Genomic DNA, 12,405 nt, shown 5'->3' on the forward strand with positions numbered 1-12,405 from the left:
ATTATATCTTTACGATCATTTTTCCTTTGTTTTTACCTTCAAAAATGTCAATAAACGCTTGCGGAATGGCATCAAAACCTTCTACAATAGTTTCTGAATAAGTAAGTTTGTCGTCTTTTAACCATTTTGATAATTGTTGCATTCCTTCAGGAAACTTCTCTGCATAATTTCCAACAATAAAACCTTGCATAAGCGCACTTTTCCTAATCAAAAAATGTTCAACTCTCGGACCTGTTGGAGCAGAAGTGTCATTGTAGGCCGAAATGGCTCCACAAACAATAATTCTACCGAGCCTATTAATGTTGATATGTACACTATCGGATATATCGCCTCCCACATTATCGAAATAAACATCAACTCCGTTTGGACAAGCATCTGCAACTGCTTTGGTCATATCCTTAACAGTATTATAGTTGATAGCCTCATCAAACCCAAATTTTGATTTTAGCATTGCTGCTTTTTCATCTGTACCTGCTATGCCAACAACACGACAACCTAATATTTTTGCGATTTGACCAACAATACTACCAACGGCACCAGCTGCGCCCGATACTACCACGGTTTCTCCTTTTTGGGGTTTTCCTATTTCAATTAAGCCGAAGTAAGCCGTTAATCCGGTCATACCCAAACGCCCAGATAGGCAGATAACGAGGCTTTGTTCTCATCTACTTTTAACAGGTTCTCTCCTTTTGAAGTTTGATATTCTTTCCAGTCCAAAGAGCCAGACACAAAATCCCCTTTTTTAAAGGAATCGTTTTTAGACTCAATAACTTCTGCTATACATCCAGAGGAAATTGGTTCATTTAATTTGAAGGGTTGCACATACGACTTGGCATCGCTCATTCTTCCCCTTAAATAAGGATCCACAGAAACGAATTTTGTTTTCAAAAGAATTTCGCCATTGGTAATCTCAGGCTTGTCTTCATTTACAAATTTAAAATCCGATTCTTTTGGTTTTCCAATTGGACGACTGTTTAAATAAATTGCTTTGTTCATTTTCTTAGGTTTTATAATAAATTTAAATTGACTTCTATGTTGCCCCTTGTCGCATTGGAATAAGGACAAACTTGATGCGCGGTTTCAAGTAATTTTTGTGCGGTTTCACGTTCTATTTCAGGGATGCTTACGGCAAGATCAACGGCTAGCGAAAAACCACCTTCACTATTTTGACCGATACTGACAGACGCCGTTACTGAAGTATCTTTGAGTTTAATTTTCTGATTGGGGGCAACAAGGGTTAGTGCACTATCAAAGCAAGCTGCATAGCCTGCTGCAAAAAGTTGTTCTGGGTTGGTATAAGCACCACCTTTGCCTCCCATTTCTTTCGGGATCTCTATTTTAAAATCCAATACCCCATCATCTGATTTGGTACGTCCTTCACGACCGCCAGTTGCAGTTGCATTAGCTGTATATAATTTTTTCATCATTTTATATTTTTAATTTTTAAATCTTTATATTATTAACGAACGTTCATTCTTTATTTTGAACAAAAAAATATCACAATTTTATGGCATCCCAGGCAGCTCGAAAAGTTTCATCTAATACCTTTTTGTCCAAAGTGTACAGGTTTCTATCCTGCATCGCCATGAGAAAAGACAAAGGGTATATTGCATAAGCGTAGAGAACAAAGATTGAAAGAGGCTTTATAATGCCTTCCTCTTTTCCTTTTTCCCATAAATCAAGTAGGGGTTGCAAATGTTTTAATCCTTCTTTCCTGATTTCTTCGTCTATCATAGGCGTATTATCACATTGAGATAAAAATGAAGCTTCTTTTATTTGATTTAATTTATAGTCAGCAACATTGTACCATATTATTTCGAAACCTTTTTTAACAGGCATGTCTTCATGGTAGCCATTAAATGCAAATTTATTAAAAGAAGCCTTTACTTCAAGGTAAAGAGTGTTTATCAGATCCTGTTTATTTTCAAAATAAAGATAGATGGTGGCCGGTGCCACTCCCGCAAGTTTTGCGATTTTGGACATTGGAGCATCATGAAAGCCATGATCATTGACCAACGTTAAGGTAGCGTTCAGTAGGGCACTTTTTTTATCCGTTATTTTTTCCTTCTTAATCATGGTGATATTCATTGTGTGTGTTTACTGATAAAAGGCTATAGATTTTCCATGACAACGCAATTAAAACAAATTGGATTGGAAGTCTGATCAAGGCGGCATTATGACTACCAATCGCTGGCGTTTCGGAAAATACGTCCCAGATGTGGATTGGTAAAAATAAGATCATTAAAACCAGAACGCCCAAAGCTCCCCACTTAGCATATTTTTTATTTAATAACAATACAATACCCAGAACAATTTCAATGACGCCGGAGATAGATATTATAGCCACTGGATACGGCAAAAAGGATGGGACAAATGGGATGTAGAAATCCGGTTTTGCAAAATGCTGTACTCCTCCATAAATCATGAAGAGTGCCAGAATAATTTTTAATACGGTCCAAAATAACTGTTTCATTTTCTTCTTTTAATTAATTTCATAGTGCAAATATATAAAAAAAAGAATGAACGTTCATTTATTTATTTGTCTAATTAACTAAATTTTAAGATATTTACAAAAAAAAACCTGCACCAAATATTCCAATTAATTTTATAGTACATATTTAGTATAACTATTTAGGACTTTTATAGGGTTAAAATTATTATTACAAAATGGAGAACTACAAAAATTTACATGATACACTTTCTTTCTTTAATATTGATTGTAATAATTCGTATTATGTTTCTACTGGTAAATCCATTTTTGAGTTTCCAATTGAATCCTTCCGAATGGATTATTATACCTTTTGTATTTGTACTAAAGGTGAAATTGATTTAAAGATTAATGGTATTGAATGTAAAATAAATGTGGGTAGTATAATTTGTTCCGCACCGTCAACTATAGTACATTTTCTCAACGCAACAGATGACTTTCAGATGCAGTTGGTGTTTTTTGATAAATTTTTTTTGTTGGCAAACATTTCTGATCCATTTATCATTGAAAGAATGGGACTGTTTCAGAATGATTCATATTCTATTGTTAATACTTCTGAAAAAAATATAAAAAACTTACTAAATATTGTAGATAAATTAAAGAGCGAAGAAAAAAGCACCAGTGATTTTATGATTCCAAAAATCCGAACTTTAATTTTCCTTCTACTTATCGAAATTGCCGAAATATATCTTAAACTAACTCCCTGTAAATCGTCAGCAAAAAGTAGACATTATATATTAAAAAGTTAAGGAGTGTTTTCATAAAAAGAGTAATTTTAATTATGGCAACACCGAAAAAGAAACCGACCGAGAAATTCGTAAAAGATATTCGGCAGAACACCCGCAGAATATTCACTGCAGAGCAAAAGATTTTAATCGTGATGGAAGGTCTTCGAGCTGAGACTTCCGTAGCCGAACTTTGCAGGAACCATAATATTGCACAGTCGCAGTTTTATGCCTGGAACAAGGAGTTTATGGAAGCAGGAAAGAAGCGTCTCAATGGAGATATTGCTCGCGAGGCTACGAGTGATGAAGTATCAGATCTGAAGAAGGAAAACGCACGTTTGAAAGAGATCGTAGCTGATCTGGTCGTTCGCTATGATATTGTAAAAAAAAGTTTAGACAGGCTGGATTAATCGATAAATACAGGAAATATATGAGATTATCAGCAGCCGAGAAATACGAGATCATTCAAACGGTGACCAGGAGTGAAATCGGTGTGAAGCGAACCTTGGAAAGTTTTGGAATCGCCAGAAGTAGTTTTTACAAATGGTATAAAAGCTACCTCGAATACGGCTATGATGGCTTGGAAACTACGAAAAGAACAAACCATAGACAATGGAACAGCATTCCTGAAAGACAGAAAGATCTGGTGGTAGAGATCGCTTTGGAACACACCGAATTGTCTGCAAGGGAACTGGCCTACAAAATTACCGATGAGCAAGGTGTTTTTATTTCAGAATCCAGTGTTTACCGTATTTTAAAGCAAAGAGACTTAATCCCGGCACCGAATCATTTTCTTCTTTCGGCAGCAAATGAGTTCAAAGACAAAACTGAATTTGTGCATCAAATGTGGCAGACAGATTTTACCTATTTCAAGATCATTGGCTGGGGATGGTACTATCTGAGCACGATTTTGGACGACTATAGCCGCTACATCATTCACTGGGAGCTGTGCGACTCGATGAAGGCCGAAGATGTGAAACGAACGGTGGACACGGCCATTAAAAAAGCGAAATTAAAGACCAAAGCTAAACCGAAACTGCTCTCAGATAACGGTTCCTGCTACGTCTCCAGTGAACTGAAAATCTATCTTAGAGATAATGTAAAGATGAAGCAGGTTCACGGAAAACCAATGCATCCGCAGACCCAAGGTAAGATTGAACGTTATCACAGAACTATGAAAAACGTAGTGAAACTAAATCATTTTTATCATCCCGAAGAACTCATCCAGGCACTGGAAAAATTTGTAGAAAACTACAATAACAAGCGCTATCACGAGTCGATAAATAACCTCACTCCAGCAGATGTGTACTTCGGAAGATCAGAACAGATTTTGGAAAAAAGAAAGCAAACAAAAGCGGAATCCATCCGAAAAAGAAGACAAATATATAATCAACAAAAATTAGTAAGTTTATAAACCGAAAATCCTCCTTAAGGATTTAAACTAAAATGTCTAAGTTGGTTTGAAGACGTACATTTATGTATGATAACGAATTTTTTGAAGCCATTAGTATCGCAGAAGAAAGTATTTTCAGGATGATAGAAGTACGCTTAGACCAATTGAAAAAACAGATCAAAAAATCACCTCGTGACATTGTGACACCTAATGAAATACCTGATGTTTTGGCGGATCACAATGATAAAATTGTTGATAAAGCAGTCAAAACCATTATAAAGTTAGAGAATACAGAAGAGATTTACCTATTTCATAAATCTACATACGGTAATAGTAAGATTTATTATCTGCTCGTAATTGCTCATAATGTGAGTAACGAAAAACTGAAAGAGATACAGTATTATCTCAAAAATAAAGCTGGGAAACAATATGATTTTGTATTGATCAGTCACGACCGATATTGGATTCAGCAACACCTATACAAATGCCAAAATTTCTTTGCAAACATAATGCAGGGTAAAAACAGGATTTATGCTTCTAATCAATATCATCCTGAGCCACATCGGCAGTTTCCATATATTCTGGAACAAGACTTTGATTGTTATTACAAATCAGCAAAAGGCAATGGCTTACAGTTTTTAGCTATTGTTGGAAATGAAAGCGGAAACCATCAGGGAATACCTTTTCTTTTTGCTTTATTCTTCCTTTCGTTTTGCAGAACCTACATTTTTGTGAAGCTTTGCTATATGCCCAATTATTTGTCCTTTATATCATTGTGGCAACTATGCCTGTATGCCAATCCGGATATGATACGCTATCAACATTTATTTGATGGATTCCTGCAAAAACTTATCCCAACTTTGGAATACCATAAAATTCTACGCCATAAGTTTACCTGTCTTGACAAGGAAGTAATAGATCAAATGAAAGTTCTTGTGGAAAAGCTTATGAATGAACTTGACGTATTGGTCAAAGAAGAAGGATTAATTGATAAAACAGGAAAGGATGGAAGAATTGAATGAAAATCTAAGCGAGGCTTTCATTAGTTTTATAGAAAGCCATCCGCCAAAAAGTCTGAAAAGAAATCTATTATTGGCATTTATGAGATTTACTTTTTCCTTAGAAGGCGGAAGTCCTTTTCATCTGTATGATATATTATTTGATTTTAAAGAACTTTTTGAACTTTTAGACCTCATAGAAGAGGAAATTGAAAACATCAAGGACGATAAAAGTATAAATTTGTAGTATTGTTAGATAAACAATATATAATTACCTATATAAATATTTAGCACCTATATTAGCACCTAAAATTAAAAACCCAATAAACTATCTGTTTATAGGGTTTTTTGCAGAGAGGAAGGCAACAATCAAAGTTTGGTTACTTGAAAAGAAGATTACTATAATCTTGTAAAAAAAACAATTGAAATTGAAAAATTGGCCGTCCTAATTCGTAAATTTTGAAGAAATAAATGATTTTTTAAATAATTTTTAATTACATTACGTTGATAGCCTCCTTTGGGGCTTTTTTCATAAGTATTTACGGAAAGCCGTAGAAGTCTAAGTATCTAATATCTATATTTACTGATAGTTAAAAATAGCTAACATCTTATTTAAAATTTCGTTACCGAAAAATTGTTGATATAAAAAAAATATTAATTATTAATCACTATCAATTATCAAGTAATCTTGACCCTATTAAATTCCTTACAATATCTTAAAATATCAAAAAAATAAAAAAGCCAATTTTACATTATTTATGGATGTAAAATTGGCTGTAAATTAATTAAATCACTGATAATCAATTGATATTGTAGACCCACAGGGATTCGAACCCCGACTGGCGGTACCAAAAACCGAAGTGCTACCGTTACACCATAGGTCTGTCGTTTATTGTGCTGCAAATTTAGAGCTTTTTTTCAAACTTCCAAACTATTTTATAAAAAAAATGCATAATTTTAAAAAATAATTTTTCATACAACCCAATGTTAATCGACCTTTCCAAGGCTTTGCCCAATAGCTCTTCCGCATCTAACGATTTTGAAACCAAAGTTTTAGACTTCTTAAAAGATTGGCTCTCCGACTCAAAAACAGTTAAAATTCAGTCATCCGGATCTACCGGAAAACCCAAGATTTTTTCTGTAGAAAAATCTAAAATGCTGAATTCTGCCCAGATGACTTGCCAATTTTTAGGACTTAAAAGAGAACATTTAGCACTACTATGCCTCCCTATCGAATATATCTCTGGCAAAATGATGGTGGTAAGAGCTCTTTTAGCTCATATGAAACTCGAAATTGTACCGCCTTCTCTAAATCCATTGCAACATATAAATCACAAAATTGATTTTTGCGCAATGACGCCTATACAAGTAGAAAATTCCTTGGACAAAATTCATTTAATCAAAAATCTGATAATTGGCGGTGCTGCGGTTTCTGAAACCTTAAAACAAAAAATTTCTCAAGCTTTGGAATCCTCAGATTCTCAAACCAAAATATTCGAAACTTATGGCATGAGCGAAACACTTTCACATATTGCGCTGCGCCCCATTTATCCAGATAGCAATGATTGGTTTACCAAATTTAATGGTATCGAGATTTCTCTGGACGAGCGTGGCTGCCTAAAGATTTTTGCGCCAAAACTCACTGATGATATATTGCAAACCAATGATTTGGTCGAAATTAATGAATCCAATCATTTTCGTTTTTTAGGCAGGATCGATAATGTTATCAATTCGGGAGGCGCCAAGATTTTCCCGGAAGAATTAGAAACATTGATTAAAAAACATATACCGAATGAAGTGGTTTTCCTAGGATTGGACGATGAAAAACTTGGTCAAAAACTGATCCTTGTTGTTGAAGAGTCAGTAGAAAACCGTTGGGATAAATTACAATCGGTTATTAATGAATTAAACTTCCAAAAATCATTTCATAAACCAAAAGCTGTTATTTTTGTAAACCAAATCCCCAGAACTGAAAACGGAAAAGTCAACCGCAGTGCTTTGAAGGAACTCATCAATTCATAAAAAATGAAAAACTTTTCTTCAGAAATCACCTACAAAACCTCCCGCTCTTCCGGAGCCGGTGGACAAAACGTGAACAAAGTAGAAACGGCTGTTACTGCCATTTGGAATGTAGATGAAAGCCAGTTTTTTTCAGCTATTGAAAAAGCAAGGATTACAGATAAACTCAAAAACAGAATTAACAATGACGGTTTGCTACAAATGACATCATCTGAAAGCAGAACCCAGCTACAAAACAAAAAGATTGCTACAGAAAGAATGCTTGAGACTGTGAACCTAGCCTTATTTATCCATAAAAAACGAGTGGCAACTAAGCCTTCTAAGCGGCAAATTCAAAAAAGAATTGATAGCAAAAAGAAACTGTCCGAGAAAAAAGAAAACAGAAAATTTAGGCTTTAAAATATCAAATATCAATCGTTGACCTTTTTAGAATATACGATTGTAATGTTTTTTTTTCAGTTAATGTTAATTTATATGCTCAAAACTTGTATTTTTACCTCCCTGCATTTTAAAAATGGAAAAAGAAATAAAGATCAATTTTGAAGTCATACCGAGTTATCAAGAACTCAGCGACATAGAGAAAACACTTTTTGACAAAGCCAAATTTGTACGGGACAAGGCGTATGCGCCGTACTCTAACTTTTGGGTAGGATGTGCTGTTTTGTTAGAAAACGGAGAGATTGTAACAGGCAGTAATCAGGAAAATGCAGCCTATCCATCGGGATTATGCGCAGAGAGAACGACTATTTTCTGGACATCTGCGAATTACCCGGATGTAAAAATGAAAAAACTTTTTGTTATAGGTGCTCCCAAAGATGCAGTATCGTCTGTTGCCATTCCACCTTGCGGAGGTTGCCGGCAAGCCATTCTGGAATATGAAGCCAAGCAAAAAGACCAAATCGAAATCTATTTTGCATCGCTGGACGGCGAAATCCTAAAGGCCAAATCGATCCGCGACCTTCTGCCATTTTCTTTTGATGCCAGTTTTTTGTAAGGTTAATCAAATACTTAATGTCATTTTTTTGTGGAATTAAAAACAGAAAGCAAAAATGATAGGACACTTTTGCTTTCTAATTAGATATTTGATTTACACTTTTTAGTGATATTTAAAACTGTAATCGTTAACAATTATTATTGAGTTTCAAGGTTTAAAACGCCACCATTTTTGAACAAATCATGGTTGATAAACAAACGTTTTTGCTTTACTCCGTTAACCTCTATCATTTTTAGGTTTCGACCTTTGTTTTTATTTTGAATTTGAAGAACTTTACCGTTTTCATTTCTCCATTTTACTGTATCAAACAATGGTACCGTAACGATGTATTCGGGATCTGCAGGACTTAGAGGATATAGACCTAGGGCAGAAAACACATACCAAGAGGACATCTCACCGGCATCATCCATACCGGACATCGCCAATCCTTCAGGCCCAATCCCGTACATAGTGCTCATAATTTGATCTAAACGTTGTTGCGATTTTTCTGGTTTGCCAACGAAGTAATAACTGAATGGTGCTTCGTGATCAGGTTGATTGCCATGACAATATTGACCAATGAAACCCGAAATATTCCAAGCAATATAAGATTTATTCCAAGGTGTTGTAAACAGCGAATCCAACTTGTCTTCAAAAGGTGCTTTTCCGCCATAAAGTGAAACTAAATGATCCATATTGTGTGGAGCATAAAACGACACCTGCCAAGCGTTGGCCTCCCGATACATATATTCATAATAAGGATATTCTGGATTAAACGGGCTAATCCAAGTTCCGTTCGCAAGGCGCCCACGCATAAAATTGGTTGTTTTGTCGAAAACATTTTCAAAGTTCTTTGATCTCCTTTGGAGATCTACATAATGAAATTCATCATTCATTTCCTTTGCTAGCAAAGAAAGTGCATAGTCATCATAAGCATATTCAAGCGTTTTACTAACTCCTGCATGGCCCTTGCTTTCCACATTTGGATTTTTGATTTCAGGATCTGAGATAAATCCTTTTTCTATATATTCTTTGATGAATGGACGAGTTCCACCCTCTTTATAAGCATTGTTGATTAGCAGATTGTACGCCTTTTTAATATCGTAATTTTTAATTCCGCGCAGATAGGATCCGGCAATAAAGGAAGCAGCATGATCACCATGGAAAAAAGTAGGGATAAAACCTCTTAATTCTCCCATATTGATGATGGATGCAATTACATCATTGGTAACATCTGGAGAAACAATAGCAAGCAGCACTAGTTTATTACGAAAATCATCCCACAAAGATGGCAACGTATAATATCTGTAATTCTCTTTACGGATACTTCCTTTCTCATCTGTAAACTGACCATTGACATCACTCCTTAAAGCGGGCCACAAAAATGATCGGTAAAGACTACTATAAAACATCTCCTTCTCCTTATCCTTTCCACCAGTAACTTCTATTTTACTGAGAAGGTTTTCCCAAATTCTGTTTCCTTCATTATAAACTTGATCTAAATTTTTGCTTCCTACTTCGTTTGCTAGATTTTCTTTAGCATTTGCACTACTCACGAACGACAAGCCTATTTTTACAACTACCGGCTCGGTTTTGCCATTTTTAAGGCTTATCAATGCATATCCCCCATTTTTGGAAGGATCTTTTGATTGGATGTCGGTTATTTCATCACTTAACTCAGCGTAAAAAAATATTTTATCGCTACCAGTACGCTGAAAACCAGTTAATACCTTTTCACCTGATTTGACCAGTTCCCATTCATCAACGTGATGATTTGCTTTACCTAAATCAAATAATATCTTTCGATCTTTATTATTTTCAAAAGTGTATTCGTGTATCCCACACCGAAGGGTTGAGGAAAGTCTAACATTAACTTTATAATCCTTTAGATAAACTTGATAATAGGCAGGCTTCGCTATTTCCCTATCGTGTCCAAAAGTAGATTTATAAGGAAAAGTAGCCCCTTCTGGAACGGGAAGCAACGGCAAATGACACTGGTCCCAATGCCCTTTGTTGGTATGCGCAAAACCATATATATCCTTATTTTCATATTCATATCCTGCACCAGAGCCATATTTGGTAATTGGGCTTAGTTGAACCATTGCATTTGGCAACGATGAACCTGGAAACACGAGGCCTGCCCAAACACGCATGTTGGGTGGCGGTGTGTATCCAATAATCTTTTCATCCAGCAGCGGGGCGGTACCAATAAGCGGATTTACCCAATCTGTAAGTTGTTTTTTGTTTGAATTAGGGTGACTCGCCTGCTTTACTGATTGACAACTCACAAAGCTAATGGCAGCCAAACATCCTATAATATTGAAAGCTTTGTATAGCATACATTCACTTTTAGAGTTAAGAAAGAAGTTGTGGCCTATTTTTCAATGTTTCCCAAAGAAGTTCACCAAAGAGTGTATTGGTCCATGCAAACCATGACCGCGTAAAATCTTTTGGATTATCTTTATGGAAGGTCTCATGCATAAATCCTGTATCACCATGTGTTCTCTTGAGTGTCTGGATGCATGTTTTGATTTCGTTTGCATCGTTTGTGGTAAAAGCTCTCATAATAATTGCCATCGGCCATATCATATCCATTCCCACATGCGGACCGCCAATACCTTCCCCCGCTTTACCTTTGAAGAAAAATGGATTATCATCTGAAAGTACAAACCGACGTGTATTTTGGTAGATTGGATCATTGCGATCTATTGCATCAAGATAAGGCAGACCCAGCAAACTAGGCACATTAGCATCGTCCATCAAAAGATGACCTCCAAATCCATCTACTTCAAATGCATAGATTTCTCCGTATTTTTGATGTTTAACAACTGCATATTGCCGTAGTGCTTGTTGAACTTCTTTTGCAAGATCTTCCATCTCGGATGCTGTAGAAGCGTCCTGCTTAAGCATACGCAACATCTCCGCAGCTTGTTTTAAGCTGATGACAGCAAAGAAATTAGACGGAACCAAAAATGAAAATACTGACGCGTCATCACTAGGCCGGAATGCCGACGCTATGAGTCCAACTGGTTTTACTGGATACCCAAAACCTTTCAATGATCGAGTATCAGTTGCGTTGGGTGTACTTCTTTGGAATGAATATGGGCCGGGACCATTTTTACACTGCTGCTCCTTAAAAACCTTCAGTATTGTTTTCATTGCCTGTTGCCATTCTGAATCGAAAGGTTTTGTATCACCAGTGGTCTTCCAGTAATTATAAGCAAGTCGTATAGGATAGCACAGTGAATCGATTTCCCATTTACGCTCGTGCACTCCTGGTTTCATATCTGTATGGTCAGAAGTCCATTCTCCTTTCTTATTAGGATCATTATAAAATGCATTGGCATAAGGATCTTTTAAAACATAATGCGTTTGTCTATTGACAACACCTGCAATAAGATTTTTGAGCTTTTTATCCTGATTGGCAAAAGCAAGATAAGGCCATACTTGGGCAGAGCTGTCCCTCAGCCACATTGCATCAATATCGCCGGTAATGACGTAGGTATCTGGGCGACCATCCTTCTCCGAATAGGTTACCGTTGTATCCAACGTATTGGGAAAGCAGTTGTTAAAAAGCCACGCAAGCTCGCGGTCTTTAACTTTTCTATTAAATTCTGTTATCACTTTTTCTATCACCTCACTGGTAAAATGACGTTTTTCCTTTGGCACCCTTACCACAGGAAAATCGGAAAAAGGATTTGTTCTTGCTGCAAATACATTCATTGGATCCACCATCAGTAAGCCACCTGCAAGTGCTGTTCTTTGTAAAAATGCTCTTCTTTTCATAAGTCTTTTATTAGTATTTGTAA

12 protein-coding genes, 1 tRNA gene and 1 pseudogene are annotated in these 12,405 nt (G+C 36.0%); 7 read left to right on the forward strand and 7 right to left on the reverse strand.

Annotation, left to right across the window (positions count from 1 at the left end):
- Position 1: 1 nt before the first annotated feature.
- The 4 genes and pseudogenes from AC00Y6_RS00455 to AC00Y6_RS00470 all read right to left on the reverse strand — a co-directional run bounded on the left by AC00Y6_RS00455 (position 2) and on the right by AC00Y6_RS00470 (position 2,473).
- Positions 2-996, reverse strand: a pseudogene (locus AC00Y6_RS00455) (NADP-dependent oxidoreductase).
- Between the two features lie 11 nt (positions 997-1,007).
- Complete coding sequence (locus tag AC00Y6_RS00460; RefSeq protein ID WP_474488918.1) at positions 1,008-1,424, reverse strand: organic hydroperoxide resistance protein; 417 nt, start codon at positions 1,422-1,424, stop codon at positions 1,008-1,010.
- Positions 1,425-1,497: 73 nt separating this feature from the next.
- Positions 1,498-2,076, reverse strand: coding sequence for a TetR/AcrR family transcriptional regulator (locus AC00Y6_RS00465; RefSeq protein ID WP_296950368.1), 579 nt, complete (start codon positions 2,074-2,076; stop codon positions 1,498-1,500).
- Positions 2,069-2,473 carry a DoxX family protein gene (locus tag AC00Y6_RS00470; RefSeq protein ID WP_474488658.1) on the reverse strand — a complete coding sequence of 135 codons (405 nt, stop codon included), beginning with the start codon at positions 2,471-2,473 and terminating at the stop codon, positions 2,069-2,071. The genes AC00Y6_RS00465 and AC00Y6_RS00470 overlap by 8 nt, the downstream gene beginning before the upstream one ends.
- Before the next feature lie 194 nt (positions 2,474-2,667).
- Between AC00Y6_RS00470 and AC00Y6_RS00475 the strand changes: the two genes are divergently transcribed.
- The 4 genes from AC00Y6_RS00475 (at position 2,668) to AC00Y6_RS00490 (ending at position 5,851) form a co-directional block, all read left to right on the forward strand.
- The gene (locus AC00Y6_RS00475; RefSeq protein ID WP_474488659.1) at positions 2,668-3,237 is read left to right on the forward strand and encodes a hypothetical protein; all 570 of its coding nucleotides are present in this window, start codon (positions 2,668-2,670) and stop codon (positions 3,235-3,237) included.
- Positions 3,238-3,269: 32 nt separating this feature from the next.
- Positions 3,270-4,627, forward strand: a protein-coding gene (locus AC00Y6_RS00480; RefSeq protein ID WP_394353351.1) for an IS3 family transposase whose coding sequence is annotated in 2 segments (ribosomal slippage) — positions 3,270-3,605 and positions 3,608-4,627 — 1,356 coding nt in all. Because the reading frame shifts where the segments join, the coding sequence is not laid out codon by codon here.
- A 62-nt stretch (positions 4,628-4,689) separates the two neighbouring features.
- On the forward strand, positions 4,690-5,628 hold the full coding sequence (locus tag AC00Y6_RS00485; protein ID WP_474488660.1) for a hypothetical protein: 939 nt from the start codon (positions 4,690-4,692) through the stop codon (positions 5,626-5,628).
- On the forward strand, positions 5,612-5,851 hold the full coding sequence (locus AC00Y6_RS00490) for a hypothetical protein (protein WP_474488661.1): 240 nt from the start codon (positions 5,612-5,614) through the stop codon (positions 5,849-5,851). The genes AC00Y6_RS00485 and AC00Y6_RS00490 overlap by 17 nt, the downstream gene beginning before the upstream one ends.
- 566 nt (positions 5,852-6,417) lie before the next feature.
- Here the strand turns inward: AC00Y6_RS00490 and AC00Y6_RS00495 are convergent.
- A tRNA-Gln gene (locus AC00Y6_RS00495) sits at positions 6,418-6,488 on the reverse strand.
- A 100-nt stretch (positions 6,489-6,588) separates the two neighbouring features.
- Between AC00Y6_RS00495 and AC00Y6_RS00500 the strand changes: the two genes are divergently transcribed.
- From AC00Y6_RS00500 to AC00Y6_RS00510, 3 genes are all read left to right on the forward strand, one after another.
- Positions 6,589-7,626 (forward strand): AMP-binding protein, encoded by a 1,038-nt coding sequence (locus AC00Y6_RS00500; RefSeq protein WP_474488662.1) that lies wholly within the window; start codon positions 6,589-6,591, stop codon positions 7,624-7,626.
- 3 nt (positions 7,627-7,629) lie between these two features.
- Positions 7,630-8,022, forward strand: a complete 393-nt coding sequence (arfB, locus tag AC00Y6_RS00505; protein ID WP_474488663.1) for an alternative ribosome rescue aminoacyl-tRNA hydrolase ArfB — start codon at positions 7,630-7,632, stop codon at positions 8,020-8,022.
- A gap of 115 nt (positions 8,023-8,137) precedes the next feature.
- Entirely contained in the window at positions 8,138-8,617 is a 480-nt protein-coding gene (locus AC00Y6_RS00510) for a cytidine deaminase (RefSeq protein WP_474488664.1), read from the forward strand.
- Between the two features lie 137 nt (positions 8,618-8,754).
- Here the strand turns inward: AC00Y6_RS00510 and AC00Y6_RS00515 are convergent, their stop codons facing one another.
- Together AC00Y6_RS00515 and AC00Y6_RS00520 are read right to left on the reverse strand one after the other, a co-directional pair.
- Positions 8,755-10,935, reverse strand: a complete 2,181-nt coding sequence (locus tag AC00Y6_RS00515; protein ID WP_474488665.1) for a GH92 family glycosyl hydrolase — start codon at positions 10,933-10,935, stop codon at positions 8,755-8,757.
- 16 nt (positions 10,936-10,951) lie between these two features.
- Positions 10,952-12,382: a glycoside hydrolase family 125 protein gene (locus AC00Y6_RS00520; RefSeq protein WP_474488666.1), complete on the reverse strand. Its 1,431-nt coding sequence runs from the start codon at positions 12,380-12,382 to the stop codon at positions 10,952-10,954.
- Positions 12,383-12,405: the final 23 nt, after the last annotated feature.

Source organism: Epilithonimonas sp., assembly GCF_056329745.1.